The sequence below is a fragment of the Acidovorax sp. 100 genome (genome assembly GCF_003688355.1).
Classification (GTDB): Bacteria; Pseudomonadota; Gammaproteobacteria; order Burkholderiales; family Burkholderiaceae_C; genus Acidovorax; species Acidovorax delafieldii.
Genome location: NZ_REFD01000001.1, coordinates 3,393,594 through 3,414,174, shown reverse-complemented (window position 1 = coordinate 3,414,174; position 20,581 = coordinate 3,393,594). Strand labels below are relative to the sequence as shown.

Here is a 20,581-nt window from a genome sequence, read left to right as displayed (position 1 = left end):
TGCAGCGGCAAAAGCCGTGGATTATTTCACCGGCACCGCGTCCACCACGCGGTAGTACAGGCCATATTGATCATTGGGGAGCACGGTGAACTTGCCTTCCACCACCACGGGCTCCAGCGAATAGCGCACAGGTGTCTTGGCCTTGACCTCGACCATGCTCTCGGGCCCGCCCGGCGTGCAGAACGAGCAGGTCAGCGGCACGGAGGTGAGGATGAAGTGCGTCTGCGTCGGCTTGGCGTCCAGCGGCACCATGAAGCCCTGAATGCGCTGCGTGGTCTTGTCCATGCCCTTCTGGGCGTCGTTGAACACGGGCAGGATGCCGTCCTTGGTGGTCTTTTTGCTCAGGTCGGTCAGCACTGACCAGGGCACCACGTCGTTGCGCTGGGGCAGCGGGGCAATCGGGCTGTTGGGGCTGTGGTAGCCCGCACCCGACCCCGATGGCACGACGGTGCCAGCGCCCGCAGGCAGGGGCGACGACAGCACTGGCGCTGCGGCCGCGCCTTCCTTGGCGCGCTCAAAAGCGCCCGGCGCGGGCTTGGTGGCGCTGCCTTGCTGCGCGTGCGCACCGCTTGCCAGAACCAGCGTGGCGGCCAGACAAGCCACGCGAGCCATCAGGCCGGGGATGGGCAAGGGTTTCAAGGTGCAGGACATGGCGGGGACTCCGGGCGAACGAGCATCAAAAAAACAGGCGCTCAGTGTGCATGTTTCATGCCGCAGTATTTTCCAATGGCCAGGTTCTTGCACGCCGCCTGCAGGTCTTTCTGGCACTGGTCGTGGCCCTTGCCGGACTCCAGGCACTTGGCGGCGGCCTCGTGGGCGGCAGCCATGGCACGGTGGCGGGCGACGTCTTCCTGGGTGTCCTTGTCGTTGTGGGCTTGCGCGTGGGCCAGGGCACCGGCGAGCAGCATGGGGGCCAGGGCGAGAGCAGCGAAAAGTTTTTTCATGGAAAGACTTTCAGGTTGAGTAGCTAGAGGGTTTATGGAGGTCGGAACTCGGGGGCCGCATCAGGGCTGGCTCAACAAGTCGGCCACATCGGTGCGGTAGGCCTGCATGGCGGGCAGCAGCGCCGCCAAGGCCGCAACGCCTGCGGCCAGCAGCGGCACCCCGGCTTCGGCGGGCAACCAGATCCAGCCCGTCACCGGCAGCAAGCCCTGCGCCTGTAACGCCCAGCCCAAGGCCTGCGCCAGGCCGTGGCCCAGCAGCAGCCCCAGGATGGACGCGAGCGCGGCCAGCCACAGCGCCTCCCATAGCACCAGCCCGGCCACCCGGCCCGGCGGCGCGCCCAGCATGCGCAGCATGGCCAGGTCGGCGCGGCGCTCGCGCACGGCATTCCACAGCGCGATGAACACGCTGAGCGCGGCCACGGCCAGCAGCACGCCGCCAAAGGCGCGCAGCACATCGGCACCCACGCCCAGCAGGCGCAGCAGGCGCGTGACCTCGATGGCAGGCGCCGCCGCCTGCATCGAGGTGCCGCCGTTGATCAGGCGTGGCAGCGTGATGGCCGCCATGGGCGTGCGGTAGCGCACCAGGGCCACGGTCACCTCACGCTCTTCCTTCATGATTTCCAGGTCCTCGGCATCGTTGGCCGTGGCGGTCTCGTGCACCATCCAGACGGATTCGGTGCTGGTCAGGATCAATCGGTCCAGCACACAGCCGCAGGGCGCCAGCACGCCGCTCACACGGTAGGGGTGGTTGCCATGGGTGTGCCCTCCTCCACCCAGGCCGTGGCTGCCAATGAAGGTGGCCCCCACCAGCGGCGCGCCTTGATGGCTGGCTTTGACAATGCCCCGCGCCACGCTGGCGCCCAGCACCGCGTCCATGGGCTGCTGCCATAGCGCGCCTTCGGCCAACTGGGCCTCATAGTGCGCCACGTAGTCGGGCGTGGTGCCCACGATGCGAAAGCCCTGGTAGCTGTCGCCCAGGCTCAGCGGGAAGACCTGCGCCACCAGCGGGTTTTTCTGCAGCGCCTGCACCTCTTGCAGCGGGATGTTGCCCGTGGGCACGTCGATGTGGAACACACCCGCCAGGATCAGCTGCAGCGGGCTGCCCTTGGCGCCCACCACCAGGTCGATGCCACTCAGGTCGCGCTCAAACGCCTTGTCGAGCTGTGTGGCCACCAGCAGCACCAAAGTGATGGCGGCCAGGCCCAGCGTGAGCACCAGCAGGTTGAGCACGGCGGCCAGCGGGCGGGACCACAGGTATCGCCAGGACAGGCGGGCGAGTTTGAATACTCCTGAATTCATAGCTGCTCAGGCATATTCAACCGGCGCTCCGTGCCGATTTCATTCAAATTGAGGGTCTGGACACCTGCCAGGGCGGACACCACACGCTGGTCATGCGTGGCAATCACCAGGCTGGCATCGCAGGCAGCGGCGCTGTGCTGCAGCAGGGCCAATGCATCGGCCGCCGCCTCGTCGTCCAGACTGGCCGTGGGCTCGTCAGCCAGCAGCACCTGCGGCGCCAGCAGCACGGCCCGCGCCAGAGCCACGCGCTGCGCCTGCCCACCGGAGAGCTGGTGCGGTTTGCGGGCGGCCAGTTCGGCCACGCCCACTTGGGTGAGTGCGCGGTGAATGGCCGCATCGTCACGCGGCAGCCCGGCTGCAAAGTACGCCAGCGCCAGGTTGTCCGCCACGGTGAGTGCGCTGCTGAGGTACAGCTTTTGCGGCAAGAAGCCAATGGTGCGCGCGCGCCAGGCATCGATCTCGGCCCCCCGCTGCGTGCCCAGCTGGGTGCCCGCCACAAACAGGTCGCCGCCACTGGCACCGCGCAACCCGGCCAGCAGCGACAGCCAGGTGGACTTGCCCGTGCCCGAGCGCCCGCGCAGCAGCAGCGTGCCGCCTTGGCGCAGGTCCACATCCGGAAAGCGCAGCGGCGCGGCGCCACCCGTGGCATAGGTGTAGGAAAGCCCCCGGGTGCGGATCATGCGGCAGCGCCCTCTGCCGGGTGCGCGCAGTCGGCACAGCGCCCGTGCACTGCAATGTCCACCGCCAGGCTCTCGTGTCCTGCGGTTGCCAGCGCCTGCAGCACCTGCTTGAGGGCGGTCTGCACCTTGGCCGAACCCTGCGACAGGCGGAACTGGCGGTGGCAGTCGTCGCATTCAAACCGCGGTGCAGCGCCCTCCTCCCCCTGCGGCGCCAGCGCATACCGCGTCACGCGGGCGGCATCCACCTGCTTGTGCAGCAGGCCGGCGGCGGCAAAACGATCGAGCATGCGGTAGACCGTGACCTTGTTGACCGCAACGCCCGCTGCAGCTAAGGCCGCTTCAACCTCGGGCTCTGACAGGGCTGCGTCCGGCCGGGCTTCGTACACTGCCGCCAACGCTCGCGTGGCGCGAGTGGCGCGCATGCCCGGAGGGAGTGCCCAAGGTCGGCTGTGAGGGGTTGAAGAGGGTGCAATAGGCATAAGAGCTGCGTTGGCTTGTAGCGCTTTTAACGCAATCAGGTTGCATTATGCCCATTCAATTCGCGTCCCTCTACGATCAGGACTCCATACAAAGGGTTCTGCAATGGGCTACGAATACACGTTGAAAGTGCCAAACGAATTCCGAGACACCGTCGCCAAGCACGCAGACGCAGGGATATCCCAGATTTTTGAACGCTTGCCTGCGGATGCTCCAAACCATGTCAGCGTGACAGCGGTGCCTGAAGGCTTGCTCATTTGCGACCATTTGTCGCACGAGAGCATGGCAGCAGTGGCGCTGAAAAGGACGATTCAATGGTTGCTTCGGTATGCCACGGAGATTACTGTTGAAGAGGCGTGACAGCGTTTGATGTCGCGACGTCTCAAGCCTTCAGGTACTTCGCAAACGTCTTCCTGAACTTCTCCACCTTCGGCCCCACCACAAACGCGCAGTAACCCGCGTTGGGGTGGTTGGCAAAGTAGTCCTGGTGGTAGGCCTCGGCCGTACTGTAGTTCTGCAGCGGCTTCACCTCGGTGGTGATGGGCGCGCCAAACAGTTTGTCTTGCGACATCTGGCGGATCATGGTGTTGGCGATTTCGCCGTGCTCGGGGTTATCGTAGTAGATGCCGCTGCGGTACTGCGTGCCCACGTCATTGCCCTGGCGGTTGAGCGTGGTCGGGTCGTGGGTGTGGAAGAAGATTTCCAGGATCTCTTCCAGGCTGATCTCGTCGGCATCGAACGTCAGCCGCACCACCTCGGCATGGCCGGTGTCGCCCTGGCAGATCTGCTCGTACGTGGGGTTGATGGTATGGCCGTTGGTGTAGCCGCTTTCCACATCGGTGACGCCGCGCACGCGGTCGAACACGGCTTCGGTGCACCAAAAGCAGCCGCCGCCCAGGGTGATGGTTTGTGGGTTGTGGGCCATGTGGGTCTCCATGCAGTTTCGGGGGAAAAACGTTCACGGCATGGTACGCGCCCTCACCCGCCGCAGTGCGGGCGGGGGCATTGGCCTTTACCCCTTGGGGGGCTACTCGTACTGGCGACCCTGTGCCATCAGCTCGTGCGTGCCGATCAGTGCATTCAGGCCGTCAAAGTCCATCATCTGGTCCTTGAACGGCGCCGTGGTCTGGTGCGCATGCAGGCTGGCGTAGTAGCCCTGCAGCGTGTGCGCCACGGCGCGGGCGGTGCCGCCGGGAAAGATCACGATGCGAAAGCCGCGCTGCTGCAGCTCGGCCGCGCTCTGGATCGGTGTCTTGCCGCCTTCGACCATGTTGGCCAGCAGCGGTGTGCGGTGGGCAAAGCGCTGGCAGGCCGCGTCCATCTGCTCGGGGGTGCGCAGGGCTTCGATGAACAGCGCGTCCACACCACATTCCAGGTACGCCTCGGCGCGGTCAAATGCGGCGGCGATGCCCTCGACGGCCAGCGCGTCAGTGCGGGCCAGGATCAGGGTGTGGGCGCTGCGGCGTGCGTCCAGCGCGGCCTTGAGCTTGCCGCACATCTCGCCCACCGGCACCACCGACTTGCCGTCCAGGTGGCCGCAGCGCTTGGGAAAACCTTGGTCCTCGATCTGCACCATGGCGGCGCCCGCACGCTCAAAGCCGCGCACGGTGCGCTGGGTGTTGAGTGCGTTGCCAAAGCCGGTGTCGGCATCGACGATGACCGGCGTGCGTACGCGCTCGGTGATGCGTGCCAGGGTGTCTTCCACCTCGGTGTAGGTGGTCAGGCCCACGTCGGAGCGGCCCAGGCGGGTGTAGGCAATCGATGCGCCTGAGAGGTACAGCGCCTCGAAGCCCGCCTGCTCGGCCACCAGGGCGCTCAGGGCGTCGTAGACGCCGGGGGCCAGGATGGTGCGGGGTTCATGGAGGCGTTCTTTGAACGATGAAGGGGTCATGTCTTCACACTTTCTGACGGTTCAGCCCGGCCGCCGTGTTCGCAGCGATGTAGCCACCGGCCACGGCGCTGAGCAGGCCGTTGCCGGAGAGATAACCCCACACCGCATCGCCCGACACGCCACGGGCCGCGCCGCCTGCAGCCAACAGATTGGGAAAAGGCTGGCCGTCCTGCCTCAGCACACGGCACTGGGCGTCGATGTCCAGCCCGCCCTGGGTATGGAACAGCGCGCCGGTCACCTTGACCGCGCAGAACGGCGCCTGCAATGGGCGGGCAAACACACGTCGGTTGTGGTCGTTCTGGCCGCTAGCGCCAGTGGTACTTTCCAGGGTTGCTATCAATTTTGATTCTTCGCAGCCGATCAATGCCGCCAGCGCCTGCACGCTGTCACAGTGCTTTACTGCACCCGCTGCCTCGGCATCGACAAAGTCCGGAAAGCTGCGCGCCAATGCGAGGATGGGCGCATCGAACACATTCCACGCCACGCTGCCCGGTTGCGCCAGCACATGCACCGACGCCTCGGAGTAGCCCTGTGTCTCGTCGTGAAAGCGCTCGCCCAGCGCATTGACCTGGATGCCGCCTTCCATCATCAGCGCCCACGAGATCAGCGCGCCCTGCGGAATGGCCCAGGAGCCGTGGCCCTGGTAGCCGCCCAGGTCCGCCAGCCGTGCGCCCAGCGCCTGGCCCCAGGCGATGGCGCTGCCGTCGTTGCCGGTGTGGCCGGCGAACAGCGCATCGCGCATCTCGGGCAGCAGCTCGCGCACCATGGACGGGTTGCCGCCAAAGCCGTTGCAGGCCAGGATGAGTGCGTCGCAGGCCAGGTGCTCCAGGGTGCCATCAGGCCGCTCGTAGCCCACGCCGATCACGCGCTGCTGGGCATTGACCCACAGCTCGCGCACGGCGGCTTCGGTGATCAGCGGGATGTCGACCGCCGTCACCGCGTTGGCCAGGCGGCCCATCAGGCCCACGCCGGTTTTCTCGGGCGTGGCGTGCATGCGGCGCACGCTGTGGCCGGGGTACAAAAATCCATCGAGCACCTGCCACTGCAGGCCATGGCGCGCTTGCAGTGCATCGAGCGCCGGGCCGATGGCCTGGGCATAGGCCTGCACCAAATGGGGCGCTGCCCTGCCCTTGGCCTTGGCGCTGATGTCGGCAGCAAACCGCTCCGGGCTGTCATCAATGCCCGCCGCGCGCTGCGCCTGCGTGCCGGGCGCGGGGATAAAGCCGGATGAGAGGGCCGACGAGCCCAGCGGGGTGGCATCGCGCTCCAGCACCGCGCAGTCCACACCGGCGTCGTGCAGCATTAGCGCCGCCGTGAGGCCACAGGCGCCGCCGCCCACGATGATTACTGGCACATGTGCGTCCTGCGCCACGGTGCCGGGCATGTGCTCGGCATGGCAGATGCGGGGTGTGCTCATGGGCGCATTCATGCGGAAGGGGCGGCCACAGCGGCAACAAAGTCGGCGCAGGTAAGCACCTGCGCCACGTTGGCCATGTCGGCCAGCGAGGTGTCGTGCACCTCCTGCTTGAAGGCCGCGCAGCCGTCGGACAACACCAGCGTCTGGTAGTCGCGCATGTGCGCATCGCGCACCGTGCTGGCCACGCCCCCGTTGGTGACGATGCCACACACCGCCACGGTGGTGATGCCTGCGCGGCGCAGCACCCAGTCGAGCTGGGTGTTGAAGAAAGCCGAATACGCCACCTTGCACACCGACACGTCCACCCACGGTGCGATCTCGGCCACATGGGCCTGGCCTGTGCTGCCGGGCGCAAAGTCGCCGCGCCGCAGAAACGGGCGCAGAGCCTTGAGGTGGGGCGAGACCATGGGCTCGCCCTGCGCGTCAGGCCACAGGGTGAACTGGCTGCCCACCACCATGCCGCCCGCCGCCTTGAGTGCCTTGGCCACCGCTGCCACCCGGGGTGGCAAGGCCTGGGCGGCAGCGCTCACCGCGCCACCGCGCGCGTAGGCGCCGTCCGGGGCCAAAAAGTCGTTTTGCAGGTCGATGATGACCAGCGCCGTGTGGCGCGGGTTGATGCTCAGGTTAGGTGCGCCGTGGCTCATGCTGCGCCCTCTCCGTCGGCCCGCACCAGCAGATTGCCCAGCGGGTCCACCGTGGCGCTGAAGCCAGGCTCCAGCCACACCGTGGTGTCGGGCTGCTCCAGGATGGCCGGGCCGTCGACGCGGGTGCCAACGGGCAGGTCCAGCCGTGCGTGGCGCACGGCGTCCCACCAGCGGCCAGCGTGGAACACACGCTGCACGCCCAGCGACGGGTTCACGGTAGTGGTCTGCGGTGCCAGCACCGTCAGGTCGAACTTGGGGCGCACGCCCACGCGGGCGTAGCGCAGGTTCATCACCCGCACGGCAATGCCGTCAAGCACACGGCCAAAAGCGGCGCGGTAGGCGGTTTCGAACGCGGCGCGGATGCCCTCGTGGCTCAGCGCGTCGGCTGCTACGGGCACCTGCACGGTGTGGGTCTGCCCGGCGTAGAGCATGTCGAGCGCAATGATTTCCTGCACTTCGACAAACTTCACGCCCGCTGAATCCAGGCGCTGCTGGCAGGTGGCTGCGAGTGTGGCCACGCGCTGGCGCAGGTCGGCCACGTCCAGGTCGACCAGGGGTTTGTTCAGCGTCTGCACCGCGTCGTGGCGCATGTCAGCCATCACACAGCCCAGGGCGGAGGTGACGCCGGGGTAGCGCGGCACGATGCCCGTTCCCACGCCTACCTCGCGCATCATGGCGCACACATGCAGTGCGCCGCCGCCGCCAAAGGGCATGTAGGCAAACTGGCGCGGGTCGTGCCCGCGCTCGATGGACACCACGCGCACAGCGCCCGCCATCTTGGCGTTGGCCACCGTGAGGATGGCTTCGGCGGCTGCCATCACATCCAGGCCCAGGGGTTGGGCCACATGGGTCTCGATGGCGTCGCGCGACTTTTGCGCGTCCATGGCGGCCAGCAGGCCGCCACCCAGGGGCCGGTCGGCGGCGATACGGCCCAGCAGCACGTTGGCATCGGTGACCGTGGGCCGGGTGTTGCCCCGGCCATAGCAGGCCGGGCCGGGGATGCTGCCGGCCGACTCGGGGCCCACCTGCAGCATGCCGCTGGCGTCCACCGAGGCAATCGAGCCACCACCCGCGCCAATGGTCTCGATCTGGATCATGGGCGAGCGCACGACCATGCCAAATTCAATGGCCGTCTGTGCGGCCAAGGCCGCCTCGCCCTTGGCCACCAGCGACACGTCGAACGAGGTGCCGCCCATGTCGCCGGTGATCACATCGGGGAAGCCTGCCGCACGCGCAATGGCCGCGCAGGCAATCACGCCCGCCGCCGGGCCCGAGAGCGCGGTGCGCACCGGCACATCGCAGGCCGTCTGGCGCGACATCACGCCGCCGTTGCTTTGCACGATGAGCAGCTCGCCGTCAAAGCCCTGCGTGCGCAGGTCGCCCTCCAGCCGCTCCAGGTAGCTGCCCACCACGGGCTGCAGGGCGGCGTTGAGCGTGGCGGTGGAGCAGCGCTCGAACTCGCGGATTTCTGGCAGCACCTCGCTGGCGGCCGTCACATGTGGGTTGGGCCACACGCTGCGCACGGCGGCGACGGCGGCCTGCTCGTTGGCGGGGTTGGCGTAGGTATTGATGAAGAACACGCAGACCGCCTCGCAGCCCGCCTCCAGCAGCGCGCGCGCTTGGGCTTTGACCTGCTCCACATCCACCGGTGTGTGCACTGTGCCGTCGGCCAATACGCGCTCGTCCGCCTCCAGGCGCAGGTTGCGCGGCACGATGGGCTCGAAGCTGCCGCGCAGGCCCCAGGTCTGCGGCCGGTCGCGGCGGCGCATCTCCAGCACATCGCGAAAGCCGCGGGTGGTGATGATGCCGGTGCGTGCCACCTTGCGCTCCAGCAGCGCATTGGTACCCACGGTGGTGCCGTGCACGATGGTGGCGATCTGCGCGGCCGAATCGGCCACACGCGCCACGCCGTTCATGAAACCTCGCGCCTCCTCGCCCCGGGTGCTGGGCACCTTGACGATGCGGGCGCTGCCATCGCGCTCGTCCAGTACAAACAGGTCGGTGAACGTGCCGCCCACGTCCACACCCACCACATACGAAGCCTGATCCGAAACCTTGCCGCTGCTCATGCCTTGCCTTTCGCTGTGGCGGGGGCAGTGACGTAGCCCATCGCCAAATCCTTATCACGCGCTGCTGCGGCCCGTGCGGCCGGTACACCGTAGCCACCGCCACCGGGGGTTTCCAGCCGCACGCGCTCGCCGTGCTTCAGGCGGATGCCGATCATCTTGGAGCGCATGGATGGCTGCTTCCATTCACTATTGTTTTCATAGCTGAAGACGTTCATGGAACCAGCGCCACCGCCCGAAATGCCTTGGGGTGCAGCCTTGCCGCGCTCGCCAAAGATGAAGACCTCGGCGTCGTGCTCCAGCAGCTCGATTTCATAGATCGCACCCAGGCCGCCCCGGTGCTCGCCATCACCGCCCGAATCAGGGCGCAGCGCCCATTGCGTGAAGCGCACGGGGTACGCAGCCTCCAGAATTTCGAGCGGCGGGATGGTGGCGGTGGAGATGGGCGCATTGCCGTGGCTCAGGCCGTCGCCATCGCTGTGCCCGCCGTGGCCGCCGCCAAAGAAGCTGAACATGACCCATCGCTGGCCCTTGCGCGCGGCGTCGGTGCGCAGCCCGGCGATGGACAGTGCGTTGATCGTGCCGTAGGCCTGGGCCATGGCGCGCTTGGGGTCGGCCTGCGCTGTGGCGCTGAAGATCACGTCGATCATGCGCAGGATGGTTTCGGTGTAGCCACCCACGGGGCGTGGGCGGGCGGCGCTGATGACCAGGCCGTCGGGCAGCACAAAGTCCACCGCGTCGAGTACGCCGGCGTTGGCGGGTACATCGGGGAACAGGTGCTTGAGCGCCACGTAGCAGGCCGCAATCGCTGTTGCGCGCGAAATGTTGACGGGCCCGGCGCATTGCGGCGAGGTGCGCGAGAAGTCGAGCGTGAGACGCTCGCCCTGCACCGTCATGTCTAGGGCTATGGTCAACGCCTCATCCTTCACGCCGTCGTTGTCCAGGATGTCGCTGAAGCTGTAGCGCCCGTCGGGCAGCGCCGCGATGTGCGACTGCATGAGCTTGACGGCGCGCGTGCGCAGCTCGCCCATGGCCTGCTGCACCAGGGCGTCGCCATACTGGTCCAGCAGGTCGTGCAGGCGGCGCTCGCCCAGGTCCAGGGCGGCCAGCTGGCCGTTCAGGTCGCCCCACAGGCTGTCGGGCAGGCGGGTGTTGGCCTTGAGGATGGCGAGCACATCGTCGTCGAATACGCCGCCGCGCACGATGCGCACGGGCGGGATCTGCACGGCCTCCTGCCAGCATTCGGTGGCGGCCGGGTTGTAGTTGCCGGGCACGTTGCCGCCCACATCGTGCCAGTGTGCCGCCGATGCCAGAAAGCAGTACAGCTTGCCACCGCGAAAGAAGGGCCGCACCAGCTTGAAGTCGTTGGCGTGGGTGCCACCCTCGTAGGGGTCGTTGAACAGCCAGGTGTCGCCCGCCGTGATGCCACCGCGCTCGCCCGCTGCCCGCATGGCAGCGCGCACGGCGAAAGCCATCGCCCCCACAAACACGGGCAGGCCCGATTTGCCCTGCACCAGCGTATCGCCACTGATGGCGTCATAGAGGCCGTGGCAGGCGTCGTGTGCCTCGGCAATGATGGGGTTGAACGCGCTGCGGTATAGCGTGGCGTCCATCTCGTCGGCGATCTGCTCCAGGCGGCCGCGCAAGACGGCCAGGGTGACGGGGTCCATCGAGGGCGGTGCGGTGGTGGTGTTGTGTTCAGCCATTGAGGGCCTCCTTGCCAAAGCGGGTGCGCAACTGGTTCAGCAGACCGCCAGCGCGCACCATGTCCATGAGAAACGGGGGAATCGGGTCGCAGGCCAGCGCACGGCCCTGGGGGGTGATGACGGCGGGCGCCTGCCAGTCGAGCGTGACGGCATCGCCGTCACCCAGCGCACCCAGTGCATCGGCCTCGGCGCAGGTCAGCAGCAGCAGGCCCAGGTTGAAGGCGTTGCGAAAGTAGAGACCGCTGAACGACGGCGCGATGACCGCCACAATGCCCAGCCGCACCAGCACGGCGGCCGCCTGCTCGCGCGAGGAGCCAATGCCGAAGTTGGGCCCAGCCACGATCACGTCGCCCTTGCGCACGCCGCCCACGAAATCGGGTCGCACCGATTCGAGGCAGTGGCGCGCCAGCACGTCCAGGCCGTGCTTCATGGCATGGCCGGGGGCGAGCACATCGGTGTCGATGTCAGCGCCAAGGCTCCATACCCTGTGAATATTCGTCATGTCGTTCATCCAACGCGCGGTGTATGAAACCGGCAAAGCCCAGACCAGTGCCACCGTGGAACTGGCTTTGCCAGGCCACCGGTGGCGTCCCCCTCCCGCGCAGCGAGCGAGGGGGAAGGCGCGAAGCGACTCAGGGGGTGAATCATGCTCATGCGAGTACCTCGCGGGGGTCGGTGATGCAACCGCGCACGGCCGATGCCGCCACGGTGTACGGCGACGCCAGATACACCTGCGCGGTGGCCGAGCCCATGCGGCCCTTGAAGTTGCGGGCGGTGCTGGAGATGACGGTGGTGTTATCGCCCACCGTGTCGCCATAGCCTGCGCAGGCACCGCAAGTGGTAGGGAACAGTTCGGCCCCTGCGTCCTGCAGCACCTGCAGCACGCCCTCGTCGCGCGCGGCGGCCTGGTCCTGCTGGCTGGCAGGGGCCACCATCAGGCGCACTCCACTGGCCACGCGTTTGCCGCGCAGCACCGAGGCGGCAGCGCGCAGGTCGTCCAGCTTGGCGCCCGTGCAGGCGCCGATGTAGGCCACGTCGATGCCCTGCCCTGCGTGCTGCGCCACAGGTGCGGAGTTGGCCGGGCTGTGGGGCGCAGCGACCTGCGGCGTGAGCGTGGTGGCGTCGAAGGTGTGGCGCGTGAGGGCTGCGCCTTCATCCGTGCGCCACGCATCCAGCCCCTGAAGGTCTGCGTCGGGCACGCCCGCCGCTCGCAACCACTCGCGTGTGGTGGCGTCGGGGGCAATCAGCCCGGCCTGGGCGCCCAGCTCGGCGCTCATGTTCGAGAGCGTCATGCGCTCCTGCATGCCCAGAGCCTGCACGGCGGGGCCGGCAAACTCCACGGCCTGGTACTGGCCGCCGTTCATGCCAAAGCGGCCAATCATGTGCAGCATCATGTCCTTGGCGGTCACACCGGGGGCCAGCTGCCCGCTCCAATGCATCTGCAGGGTGTGGGGCACGCGCAGCCAGATTTCGCCGGTCACCACCACGCCCAGCATTTCGGTGCTGCCGATGCCAAACATGTAGGCACCGAATGCACCGCCTGTGGGCGAATGCGAGTCGCCGCCCACGCAGAACATGCCGGGCCGGATGTGGCCGTGCTGGGGCACCACCACATGGCAGATGCCCTGGCCGTCATACACATGGGGCAAAGCCTGCTCGCGCGCCCAGTCGCGGGCGATGCGCACGATGCGGCGGGATTCTTCGTCACGCTCTGGCAGGTAGTGGTCCATGACAAGGACCACGCGCGATTTGTCCCAGATCTGCGCGCCCAGTTCGTCGAGCATGGGCTTGAGGCGCCGGGGGCCGGACGAGTCGTGGAACATGGCGAGATCCACCCGGCAGTTCACGATTTCACCGGGTGTGACGCTGGCGCGGCCGCTGGCGCGGGCCACCAGCTTCTGGGCCAGGGTGCTGGCCACAACATCAGGGGTGGCGGTCATTCGGGTTTGGCTCCGGCAAACTTCACCACCTTGGCCCAGCGCGGGATTTCGGCCTGCACAAAACGCGCAAACTCGTCCGGGCTGTTGCCCACTGGCACGGCGCCCTCCAGCTCCAGCCGCTTTTTCACGTCGGGGGTGGCAATGGCCTGGCGTGCGGCATCGCTCAGGCGCTTGGCCAGATCGGGGTTCATCTGCCCCGGGCCAAACAGGCCAAACCAGGCGCTGGATTCGTAGCCCGGCAGCACCTCGGCAATCGCAGGCACATCCGGAAAGGCGGGCAGGCGCTTGGCACTGGTCACGCCCAACGCCTTGAGCTTGCCCGCGCGAATCTGCGCCTGTGCATTGCCGACAGCGGCGAACATCAGGTCGACCTGCCCGGCCAGCACATCCTGCAACGCGGGCGCAGTGCCCCGGTACGGAATGTTGACGATGTAGGCGCCCGACTGCATCTTGAAGGCATCGCCCGCCAGATGCAGCGATGAACCCACCGCGCCAATCGCAAAGTTGAGCTTGCCAGGCTTGGCCTTGGCCAGTGCGATCAGCTCACGCACATCTTTGGCAGGCAGCGAGGGGTGGGCCACCAGCACCGAGGGCGAGGTGGCCACACAGGTCAGCGGGGTGAAGTCCTTGACAGGGTCGAACGGCAGCGAGGGATAGAGGCTGGCGTTGATGGCATGGCTGGTGAAGCTCATGAGCAGCGTGTTGCCATCGGGTGCGGCTTTGGCCACCGCGTCGGCAGCAATGTTGCCGCCCGCACCGGGCCGGTTCTCGACAATCACGGTGCGGCCCAGCAGGCGGCCCATTTCGATGGACAGGGTGCGCGCCAGGGTGTCGGTGGAGCCGCCGGCCGGGGCGCCGACCAGGATGCGGATGGGTGTGGACTGGGCAAAGGCCCGCCCATCCATCAGCACGGCCGACACAGGGGCGAGCGCTTGGAGGATTCTGCGGCGTTGGATCATGGTGTGGTGTCTCCTTCTTCGGTCACAGAGCAGGCATCACCGTGCCTTGGTCAAACGGGATGGCATGGGCGAGGAGCATGGGATTCAAAGGCCCAGATAGGCGCGGCGCAGGTCGTCGCTGCGCAGCAGTTCGTCGGGCGCGCCGGAAAAGCGGATGCTGCCGTTTTCCATCACGTAGGCACGGTCCGCAATCTCCAGCGACTGGCCCACGTTCTGCTCGACCAGCAACACCGCCAGCCCGGTGGCACGCAGCTGGCGAATCAGGCCGAACATCTCCTCGACCAGCAGGGGCGACAGGCCCAGCGAGGGCTCGTCCAGGATCAGCAGGCGCGGCTCGGCCATCAGGCCCCGGCCAATGGCCAGCATCTGCTGCTCGCCGCCGCTCATGGTGCCCGCGAGCTGGGTGGTGCGCTCCTTCAGGCGTGGAAAGGTGGCAAACACCTTGTCAATGTTGTCGGCCCGGCGCTCCCGTGCGCGGGTGAAGCTGCCCAGCGCGAGGTTTTCGAGCACGCTGAGGTTGGGAAAAATCTTGCGCCCTTCGGGCACCTGGATCAGCCCGGCCTTGACGACCTCGGTGTAGTGCGCGCCGCTCAGGTCCGCACCGCCAAAAGCGACAGTACCGTCCCAGGCCTTGTAAATGCCACACACGACGTTGTTGAAGGTGGATTTGCCCGCGCCGTTGCTGCCCAGCAGGGCCACGGTCTCGCCGGGCTGGACTTGCAGGTCCACGCCCCGCAGGACCTCGACGCGGCCGTAGCCGCCGCGCAAGCCCGCCACGCTGAGCAAGGGGCTGGATGCGGACGATGGGACGGCGCTGCTCATGCGGCCTCCTTCGCGGCAGCGGCACGCAGGCGCGCCGCCGTGCCGTGGCCCAGGTAGGCCTCGATCACGCGCTCGTCGGACGTCACCACGCCCGGGCTGCCCTCGGCAATCAACTGGCCCTGCGCCAGCACCCACACATGCTCGGCCAGGTTCATCACGGCTTGCATCACGTGCTCGATCATCAACACGGTCACGCCACCATCGGCGATGCCGCGCACCACGGGAATCATCTCGGCAATCTCCTGGGGGTTGAGGCCCGCGAGCACTTCATCGAGCAGCAGCAGGCGCGGTTGTGTCGCCAGCGCGCGCGCCAGCTCCAGCCGCTTGCGGCCCGCCACCGTGAGGTCGGCTGCGGGCTTGTCCAGCTGGGGCGAAAGGCCCACGCGGGCGGCCACGTCGCTCGCCAATGCCAGCGCCGCGCGGCGGTTGGGCTCCTTCAGGTGCGCGCCCACGGCAATGTTTTCACGCACGGTTTGTGCCGCAAACGGCTGCACGATCTGGAAGGTACGCGTCATCCCCAGCCGGGCATTGAGGTGGGGCGCCTGGCCGGTGATGTCCTGGCCTGCGAAGCGCACCGTGCCTGCGTCGGGCCGCACAAAGCCCGACATCAGGGCAAACAGCGTGGTCTTGCCTGCGCCATTGGGGCCAATCAGCGCCGTTAACGAACCTTCTGGCACCGCCAGGCTCACGTTTTGCACGGCTTTCAGGCCGCCGAAGGATTTGCTCAGGCCACTGAGCTGCAACAGGTCATTGGCCATGGCGGCCTCCCGAACGTTTCCACACCGCCACCACCGACTGCCCAATGCCTGCGATACCACGTGGCAGGAACATCACGATGAGCACCAGCACCACGCCGTAGATCACCATGTTGATGCCCGGCAGCTGCCCGAACAGGTTGCGCGTGATGTCGGCCAGGATGTGCAGCACCAGGGCGCCCAGCACGGGCCCCCAAACGGTGCCGATGCCGCCCACGATGGCGGCCACCAGGGCCTCTACCGATGTGACGGAGCCGTAGGCAATGCCCGGGTCGATGTACTGGAACACCTGCACATAAAACGCACCGGCTGCGCCCATGAAACCGCCCGACAGTGCGATGGCGCCCATCTTCACGTTGAAAGGATTCACGCCAATGGCGCGCGCCGCGTCTTCGTTGTCGCGCACGGCCTGCAGCCAGGCACCAAAGCGCGAGTTCTTCAGCCACCAGCTCACCAGCAGCGCCAGCGTGACCAGCGCCAGGATCAGAAACACATAGCCTTTGCGCGAGCCGAACTGCATGTTGCCCAGCGACTCCTTGAGCGGCAGCATCAGGCCCACACCCGCCCCGGTGAACGGCACCGACAGCGCCAGGATGCGGAACACCTCGGCAAAGGCCAGCGTGACCAGCGCAAAGTACGAACCCTTGAGCCCGTAGCGGAACGACAGCCCGCCCACGAACAACCCCACCAGCGCACTGCCCGCCACGGCCATGGGCAAGGCCACCCAGGGGTTGATGCCGCCTTGCATCTGCGCAATAGCCTGTATGTAGGCGCCCGTGCCAAAGAACAGTGCATGGCCAAACGAGAACTGCCCGCCAAAGCCGCCCAGAATGTTCCAGGCCTGGGCCAGCAAGGCAGCGTAGAGCGCCATCATCACGAAGTTGAGCAGCACGCCGGAGTCCGACACGCCCGTCACGGCCGCCACGATGGCCGCGAACACTCCAATGGTCCAGAGTTGCTTCATGCCTTGGCTCCAAACAAGCCCTGCGGGCGGAACAGCAACACCGCGATGAAGATGGCAAAGATGCCGATCTGCCCCAGCGATTCGCCCAGATACAGGCCGCCCAGCGACTCCACCACCCCAATCAGCAGCCCTCCCACCAGCGCGCCACTAAAGCTGCCCATGCCGCCCAGCACCACGATGGTGAAAGCCACCAGCACAAAGCCGCTGCCCACCTGCGGATTCACGTAGTAAGCCGGTAGCAGAAAACACGCGGCCGCCCCCAGGCAAGCCAGGCCGATGCCAAAGCTCATCGCGTACACGTGGTCCACGTTGATGCCCATGAGCTTGGCGCCATGCTTTTCCTTGGCCACGGCACGGATGGCGCGGCCCAGGTCCGTCTTGCCGACGATCCAGAGCAACACACCCGACACCACCAGCGCCCCGGCAAAGGCCACCAGCTTCGGGAGCGCAATCATGGCGGGGCCTACAGCGACGGTGGTCAGCGTGTAGGCCGTTTCGATGGTGCGCGTGTCGGACTTGAAGAACAGCAGAGCGAGGTTCTCCATCACGATGGAGATGCCCAGCGTGACCAGCAGGATGTTCTCGTCCTTGCCGTGGCTGGCGCGGTTGATCACCAGGCGCTGCAGGCCATAGCCCAGGGCGAACATGCCAGGCACCAGGATGGGCAGCGCCAGGTAGGGGTCGAGCCCGAAGTGCTGCTTGAGCAGGTACACGGCGTACAGCGCCAACATCAGCGACGCGCCATGCGCGAAGTTGATGATGTGCAGCACGCCGTAGATCAGCGTGAGCCCGAGCGCAATCAGGGCATAGACCGCGCCCGTCGTCAGGCCGTTCAGGAGGGAGGGAAAGAGGATGCTGAGCTCGAACATGGGTGTGGAGTCCGGCGTTCAGGCAAAGGCGCGGCCTGGCGCTCCGCGTGGGAGCGCCCCGCAGCCCCTGCATTCAGGGCCGAAAAGTGGTGGGTGTCAGGCCTTCAGCGGGAAGAGCGGGTCCGCTTCGCGGTAGTCACGCGGGATGATGACCTTGATGTCCTTGTTCAGCACCTGGGTCATGAGCGGCTGGGCACCCTGGTTCTGTCCATTGACGAATTTGGTCGGGCCGTACGGCATGATGTGATCGGCAAAGGTGCTCTTTTCCAGTGCGTCGATGAGGGCGGCACGGTCCATTGACTTGGCGCGCTCCAGCGCATCGGCCAGCAGCCACATCGAGGTGTAGGTCATGAACAGCTCGTAGCTGAAGAACAGGCCCTTGGCCTCGACCCGCTTCTTCAGGTCCTGCGCGCGCTTGTCCTTGGGATTGAACCAGTGGTTGCAGTCGATGATGCCGTTGGCAGCGTCCGGAAACTCCTTGACGAACTTGTAGCTCGACGCGGCGCCGCCCAGCACCGAGTAGATGGCCTTGGGCGTGACCTTTTGTTGCTGCATGGTGCGCACCAGCAGTGCGTACTCGTTGTAATAGTTGGCGGGGATGACGATGTCGGGGTTGATCGCCTTCATGCGCAGCACGATGTTGTTGAAGTCGCGCGTGGGGTTGGCGTGCTTGACGACTTCCTTGACCTCATAGCCGTAGCCGGGCAGCTCACGCGCCAGCAGCTGTGCAGTGCCGGTGCCAAACAGCGATTCTTCATGGATGATCATCACTGTTTTGGCGGGCTTGCCTGCCGCCGTGTTCAGCACATGCAGGTTGGCCACAGCGGTCTCGGCACACTTCTTGTAGCCGGGGCCAAAGCGGAAGGTGTTCTTGAGGCCGCGCTCCACAATCTGGTCGGCCACGCCCACATCCACGATGTGCGGCAGGTTGTACTTGGCGGCGGCCTGCGTAGTGGCCAGGCAGATGGCCGAGGCAAACGCCCCCACCACGGCGGACACGCCCGCTTCATTCATCTTCTCGACCTCGGCGGCACCGGCCTGAGGCTGTGACTGCGCATCGCCCAGCAGGGCTTCGAGCTTGGCGCCGCCCAGAGCCTTGATGCCACCAGCCTTGTTGATGTCTTCAATGGCCATCAGCGCGCCTTCGCGGCATTGCTGGCCCGAATAGGCCAGTGCGCCGGTCACCGGGTGCAGCACCCCCACCTTGACGGACTTGGCCTGCGCCCCGCCCACCAGTGGGAAGGCCAGCGCCGACGCGGCGGCAGCCGACTGGGACATGAAATGGCGGCGAGTACTCATGGGCATTCTCCTGGCAGGTGGGTCGGGTTGAGGTTGGAGGAACGGATTCAGTGGAACTGGGCCGACAGCTCTTTGCTGACCCAGACCTTGGCGTCGATGCTGCCCACACGGGACAGCTGCATTTCGTATTCGTAGCGGTCCGGCCGGTAGAGGCCGTGCAGCCACTGCACAGGGCGCTCCTGGTCGTCATAGATGAGACGGCGCACAGCCAGCAGTGCCGAGCCCACCGAGACATCCAGGTGCCGGGCCACGACAGCGTCAGCCAGCTTGGCCGAGATGGTCTGGTGCGCGCGGCCCACCTTGACGCCCGACTCTTCGAGCAGCACCAGGATGGGCTTGCGCGCCAGCTCGCGCCGTCCGAACTGGCGGGCAATGTCGGCGGGCACATAGGTGGTGATGTGCGACAGCGGCCCCTCTTTGGTGCTCCGCACCCGGACCGCCTTTTGCACGGCGTCGCCCACTGCAATATTCAGTGCACCGGCCACGGCACGCGATGCTGTGACCGTATCCACATCCAGCACCTTGACGGAGGTGCGCAGGCCCATGCTGACCAGGTTCTCCAGCAGACCCGTGAGATGCGCGCGGCTGCTTTCGCCCTCGCCGCCCGCGCCGTTGGCGGTGGCTGGGGCGGGAGCCAAAGGGCGGGTGCCCCGGCCGGGCTCGCGGGAGATCATGCCCTCGCCTTCCAGCAGCTCCAGCGCGCGGCGCACCGTGACACGCGCCACCGCGAACTGCCGCATCAGCGCCAGTTCGCCCGGCAGACCATCGGCAAACCGCCCCTCTTGCAACTGCTCGCGCAGCACCAGATAGATCTGGTGGTACTTGGGGAGCGGCAGATTGTTGGACGGCATGGAGGTCATATTAGGAATAGTTCTAATGTCCTGTCAATAAGACATTTAGGAGCGAAATTTGACTTGCTGCAGACATTTGCGGCACCGGTGCACTGCACCGAGTGCACGCAACCACCGTGCCAGCAAGGAGAGATGTGCACCGCAGCAATGCGAAACGGCGCGCCTTTTTGGCAGCTTGTGACAAAGCCGCATTGACGCGCCCACAGGCACTGGCTACATTACTAACCAGTCAGTCATTAAAAATAGTCGGTTTGACCACTCCCCCCCCACCCTCCTCTGCCACGACCAGCACCAAACGCGAGCGCCGCAAGGAAGCCCGCCCGGGAGAGCTGCTGGAGGCTGCCCTCGACCTGTTTGTCGAGAAAGGGTTTGCCGCCACACGGGTGGATGAGGTGGCGGCGCGCGCAGGGGTATCCAAGGGCACGCTGTTTCTGTACTTCCCCAGCAAGGAAGAGCTCTTCAAGGCGGTGGTGCGCGAAAACATCGCCGGCCGCTTTGCCGAGTGGAACAGCGAGCTGGAGACCTTTGTGGGAACCACCAGCGAGGTCCTGCGCTATTGCTACCAGGTCTGGTGGGAACGCATCGGGTGCACCAAGGCCTCAGGCATTACCAAGCTCATGCTCAGCGAGGCACAGAACTTCCCCGAGATTGCGCAGTTCTACCAGCACGAAGTCATTCTGCCCGGCCAGGCGCTGATTCGCCGCATCCTGGAGCGTGGCATTGCGCGGGGCGAATTCCGCCCCGTGAACCTCGACTACGCCGTGTACCTGGTGCTGGCCCCCATGATCTTCCTCATGATGTGGAAGCACTCAGTGGGCGCCTGCGTACCTGATGCCCAGGAGCTGACACCTGAGCAATACATCGAGACGCAGATCGACAACATCCTGCACGGCCTGTGTGTGCGCCCGGAGGCGCCTGCAGCTTCCGGCGCAGCAGGCACATTGCCGTCTGACAAGCCGTCCCCTCCCCCTTCTTTCACGCGCTCGCGCACACCCTGA

At 66.5% G+C, this 20,581-nt stretch carries 22 protein-coding genes; 2 read left to right on the top strand and 20 right to left on the bottom strand.

Annotated features, from left to right (window positions below):
* Nucleotides 1–21: 21 nt before the first annotated feature.
* The 5 genes from C8C96_RS15805 to C8C96_RS15785 are packed head-to-tail and all read right to left on the bottom strand — an operon-like array spanning nucleotide 22 to nucleotide 3,345.
* A complete protein-coding gene (locus C8C96_RS15805) occupies nucleotides 22–651 on the bottom strand; it encodes a DUF3299 domain-containing protein (RefSeq protein WP_121942909.1) in 630 nt (209 codons plus the stop codon).
* A gap of 41 nt (nucleotides 652–692) precedes the next feature.
* On the bottom strand, nucleotides 693–944 hold the full coding sequence (locus tag C8C96_RS15800; RefSeq protein ID WP_056062836.1) for a hypothetical protein: 252 nt from the start codon (nucleotides 942–944) through the stop codon (nucleotides 693–695).
* Nucleotides 945–1,004: 60 nt separating this feature from the next.
* Entirely contained in the window at nucleotides 1,005–2,243 is a 1,239-nt protein-coding gene (locus tag C8C96_RS15795) for an FtsX-like permease family protein (RefSeq protein ID WP_121942908.1), read from the bottom strand.
* On the bottom strand, nucleotides 2,240–2,923 hold the full coding sequence (locus C8C96_RS15790; protein ID WP_121942907.1) for an ABC transporter ATP-binding protein: 684 nt from the start codon (nucleotides 2,921–2,923) through the stop codon (nucleotides 2,240–2,242). The genes C8C96_RS15795 and C8C96_RS15790 overlap by 4 nt, the downstream gene beginning before the upstream one ends.
* A complete protein-coding gene (locus C8C96_RS15785; RefSeq protein ID WP_121942906.1) occupies nucleotides 2,920–3,345 on the bottom strand; it encodes a Fur family transcriptional regulator in 426 nt (141 codons plus the stop codon). Before C8C96_RS15785 ends, C8C96_RS15790 begins: the two co-directional genes overlap by 4 nt.
* A gap of 160 nt (nucleotides 3,346–3,505) precedes the next feature.
* Between C8C96_RS15785 and C8C96_RS15780 the strand changes: the two genes are divergently transcribed.
* Entirely contained in the window at nucleotides 3,506–3,760 is a 255-nt protein-coding gene (locus C8C96_RS15780; protein WP_121942905.1) for a hypothetical protein, read from the top strand.
* Between the two features lie 22 nt (nucleotides 3,761–3,782).
* On the opposite strand, the gene msrA is transcribed toward C8C96_RS15780, so the two are convergent.
* The 15 genes from msrA to C8C96_RS15705 form a co-directional block, all read right to left on the bottom strand.
* Nucleotides 3,783–4,325, bottom strand: a complete 543-nt coding sequence (msrA, locus tag C8C96_RS15775) for a peptide-methionine (S)-S-oxide reductase MsrA (RefSeq protein ID WP_121942904.1) — start codon at nucleotides 4,323–4,325, stop codon at nucleotides 3,783–3,785.
* Between the two features lie 102 nt (nucleotides 4,326–4,427).
* Nucleotides 4,428–5,291 (bottom strand): oxaloacetate decarboxylase, encoded by an 864-nt coding sequence (locus C8C96_RS15770; protein ID WP_121942903.1) that lies wholly within the window; start codon nucleotides 5,289–5,291, stop codon nucleotides 4,428–4,430.
* A 4-nt stretch (nucleotides 5,292–5,295) separates the two neighbouring features.
* Nucleotides 5,296–6,708, bottom strand: coding sequence for an FAD-dependent oxidoreductase (locus tag C8C96_RS15765; RefSeq protein WP_121942902.1), 1,413 nt, complete (start codon nucleotides 6,706–6,708; stop codon nucleotides 5,296–5,298).
* Nucleotides 6,709–6,716: 8 nt separating this feature from the next.
* On the bottom strand, nucleotides 6,717–7,352 hold the full coding sequence (locus C8C96_RS15760; RefSeq protein ID WP_121942901.1) for a cysteine hydrolase family protein: 636 nt from the start codon (nucleotides 7,350–7,352) through the stop codon (nucleotides 6,717–6,719).
* On the bottom strand, nucleotides 7,349–9,421 hold the full coding sequence (locus C8C96_RS15755) for a hydantoinase/oxoprolinase family protein (protein WP_121942900.1): 2,073 nt from the start codon (nucleotides 9,419–9,421) through the stop codon (nucleotides 7,349–7,351). Before C8C96_RS15755 ends, C8C96_RS15760 begins: the two co-directional genes overlap by 4 nt.
* The gene (locus C8C96_RS15750) at nucleotides 9,418–11,124 is read right to left on the bottom strand and encodes a hydantoinase B/oxoprolinase family protein (RefSeq protein ID WP_121942899.1); all 1,707 of its coding nucleotides are present in this window, start codon (nucleotides 11,122–11,124) and stop codon (nucleotides 9,418–9,420) included. The genes C8C96_RS15755 and C8C96_RS15750 overlap by 4 nt, the downstream gene beginning before the upstream one ends.
* Complete coding sequence (locus C8C96_RS15745) at nucleotides 11,117–11,635, bottom strand: 3-isopropylmalate dehydratase (protein ID WP_121942898.1); 519 nt, start codon at nucleotides 11,633–11,635, stop codon at nucleotides 11,117–11,119. Before C8C96_RS15745 ends, C8C96_RS15750 begins: the two co-directional genes overlap by 8 nt.
* Before the next feature lie 139 nt (nucleotides 11,636–11,774).
* Nucleotides 11,775–13,064, bottom strand: coding sequence for a 3-isopropylmalate dehydratase large subunit (locus C8C96_RS15740; RefSeq protein ID WP_116749887.1), 1,290 nt, complete (start codon nucleotides 13,062–13,064; stop codon nucleotides 11,775–11,777).
* Nucleotides 13,061–14,023, bottom strand: a complete 963-nt coding sequence (locus tag C8C96_RS15735) for a tripartite tricarboxylate transporter substrate binding protein (protein WP_199737481.1) — start codon at nucleotides 14,021–14,023, stop codon at nucleotides 13,061–13,063. The genes C8C96_RS15740 and C8C96_RS15735 overlap by 4 nt, the downstream gene beginning before the upstream one ends.
* Before the next feature lie 84 nt (nucleotides 14,024–14,107).
* Nucleotides 14,108–14,845, bottom strand: a complete 738-nt coding sequence (locus C8C96_RS15730; RefSeq protein WP_056744789.1) for an ABC transporter ATP-binding protein — start codon at nucleotides 14,843–14,845, stop codon at nucleotides 14,108–14,110.
* Complete coding sequence (locus C8C96_RS15725; RefSeq protein WP_121942897.1) at nucleotides 14,842–15,603, bottom strand: ABC transporter ATP-binding protein; 762 nt, start codon at nucleotides 15,601–15,603, stop codon at nucleotides 14,842–14,844. Before C8C96_RS15725 ends, C8C96_RS15730 begins: the two co-directional genes overlap by 4 nt.
* Nucleotides 15,593–16,564 carry a branched-chain amino acid ABC transporter permease gene (locus tag C8C96_RS15720; protein WP_056744784.1) on the bottom strand — a complete coding sequence of 324 codons (972 nt, stop codon included), beginning with the start codon at nucleotides 16,562–16,564 and terminating at the stop codon, nucleotides 15,593–15,595. Before C8C96_RS15720 ends, C8C96_RS15725 begins: the two co-directional genes overlap by 11 nt.
* Complete coding sequence (locus C8C96_RS15715) at nucleotides 16,561–17,433, bottom strand: branched-chain amino acid ABC transporter permease (RefSeq protein ID WP_056062878.1); 873 nt, start codon at nucleotides 17,431–17,433, stop codon at nucleotides 16,561–16,563. The genes C8C96_RS15720 and C8C96_RS15715 overlap by 4 nt, the downstream gene beginning before the upstream one ends.
* A gap of 96 nt (nucleotides 17,434–17,529) precedes the next feature.
* Nucleotides 17,530–18,732: an ABC transporter substrate-binding protein gene (locus tag C8C96_RS15710; RefSeq protein WP_121942896.1), complete on the bottom strand. Its 1,203-nt coding sequence runs from the start codon at nucleotides 18,730–18,732 to the stop codon at nucleotides 17,530–17,532.
* Between the two features lie 47 nt (nucleotides 18,733–18,779).
* Nucleotides 18,780–19,592, bottom strand: a complete 813-nt coding sequence (locus C8C96_RS15705; RefSeq protein WP_199737480.1) for a GntR family transcriptional regulator — start codon at nucleotides 19,590–19,592, stop codon at nucleotides 18,780–18,782.
* A gap of 242 nt (nucleotides 19,593–19,834) precedes the next feature.
* On the opposite strand from C8C96_RS15705, the gene C8C96_RS15700 reads away from it, so the two are divergent.
* The gene (locus C8C96_RS15700; protein WP_116749892.1) at nucleotides 19,835–20,581 is read left to right on the top strand and encodes a TetR/AcrR family transcriptional regulator; all 747 of its coding nucleotides are present in this window, start codon (nucleotides 19,835–19,837) and stop codon (nucleotides 20,579–20,581) included.

What these genes read in the sequence shown, in the direction of transcription:
- C8C96_RS15760 (WP_121942901.1), bottom strand. Translation starts at nt 7,352, where the DNA reads ATGAGCCACGGCGCACCTAACCTGAGCATCAACCCGCGCCACACGGCG.
- C8C96_RS15805 (WP_121942909.1), bottom strand. Translation starts at nt 651, where the DNA reads ATGTCCTGCACCTTGAAACCCTTGCCCATCCCCGGCCTGATGGCTCGC.
- C8C96_RS15705 (WP_199737480.1), bottom strand. Translation starts at nt 19,592, where the DNA reads ATGACCTCCATGCCGTCCAACAATCTGCCGCTCCCCAAGTACCACCAG.
- C8C96_RS15800 (WP_056062836.1), bottom strand. Translation starts at nt 944, where the DNA reads ATGAAAAAACTTTTCGCTGCTCTCGCCCTGGCCCCCATGCTGCTCGCC.
- C8C96_RS15730 (WP_056744789.1), bottom strand. Translation starts at nt 14,845, where the DNA reads ATGAGCAGCGCCGTCCCATCGTCCGCATCCAGCCCCTTGCTCAGCGTG.
- C8C96_RS15710 (WP_121942896.1), bottom strand. Translation starts at nt 18,732, where the DNA reads ATGAGTACTCGCCGCCATTTCATGTCCCAGTCGGCTGCCGCCGCGTCG.
- C8C96_RS15750 (WP_121942899.1), bottom strand. Translation starts at nt 11,124, where the DNA reads ATGGCTGAACACAACACCACCACCGCACCGCCCTCGATGGACCCCGTC.
- msrA (WP_121942904.1), bottom strand. Translation starts at nt 4,325, where the DNA reads ATGGCCCACAACCCACAAACCATCACCCTGGGCGGCGGCTGCTTTTGG.
- C8C96_RS15725 (WP_121942897.1), bottom strand. Translation starts at nt 15,603, where the DNA reads ATGGCCAATGACCTGTTGCAGCTCAGTGGCCTGAGCAAATCCTTCGGC.
- C8C96_RS15795 (WP_121942908.1), bottom strand. Translation starts at nt 2,243, where the DNA reads ATGAATTCAGGAGTATTCAAACTCGCCCGCCTGTCCTGGCGATACCTG.
- C8C96_RS15785 (WP_121942906.1), bottom strand. Translation starts at nt 3,345, where the DNA reads ATGCGCGCCACTCGCGCCACGCGAGCGTTGGCGGCAGTGTACGAAGCC.
- C8C96_RS15755 (WP_121942900.1), bottom strand. Translation starts at nt 9,421, where the DNA reads ATGAGCAGCGGCAAGGTTTCGGATCAGGCTTCGTATGTGGTGGGTGTG.
- C8C96_RS15780 (WP_121942905.1), top strand. Translation starts at nt 3,506, where the DNA reads ATGGGCTACGAATACACGTTGAAAGTGCCAAACGAATTCCGAGACACC.
- C8C96_RS15740 (WP_116749887.1), bottom strand. Translation starts at nt 13,064, where the DNA reads ATGACCGCCACCCCTGATGTTGTGGCCAGCACCCTGGCCCAGAAGCTG.
- C8C96_RS15720 (WP_056744784.1), bottom strand. Translation starts at nt 16,564, where the DNA reads ATGAAGCAACTCTGGACCATTGGAGTGTTCGCGGCCATCGTGGCGGCC.
- C8C96_RS15715 (WP_056062878.1), bottom strand. Translation starts at nt 17,433, where the DNA reads ATGTTCGAGCTCAGCATCCTCTTTCCCTCCCTCCTGAACGGCCTGACG.
- C8C96_RS15770 (WP_121942903.1), bottom strand. Translation starts at nt 5,291, where the DNA reads ATGACCCCTTCATCGTTCAAAGAACGCCTCCATGAACCCCGCACCATC.
- C8C96_RS15735 (WP_199737481.1), bottom strand. Translation starts at nt 14,023, where the DNA reads ATGATCCAACGCCGCAGAATCCTCCAAGCGCTCGCCCCTGTGTCGGCC.
- C8C96_RS15745 (WP_121942898.1), bottom strand. Translation starts at nt 11,635, where the DNA reads ATGAACGACATGACGAATATTCACAGGGTATGGAGCCTTGGCGCTGAC.
- C8C96_RS15790 (WP_121942907.1), bottom strand. Translation starts at nt 2,923, where the DNA reads ATGATCCGCACCCGGGGGCTTTCCTACACCTATGCCACGGGTGGCGCC.
- C8C96_RS15765 (WP_121942902.1), bottom strand. Translation starts at nt 6,708, where the DNA reads ATGAGCACACCCCGCATCTGCCATGCCGAGCACATGCCCGGCACCGTG.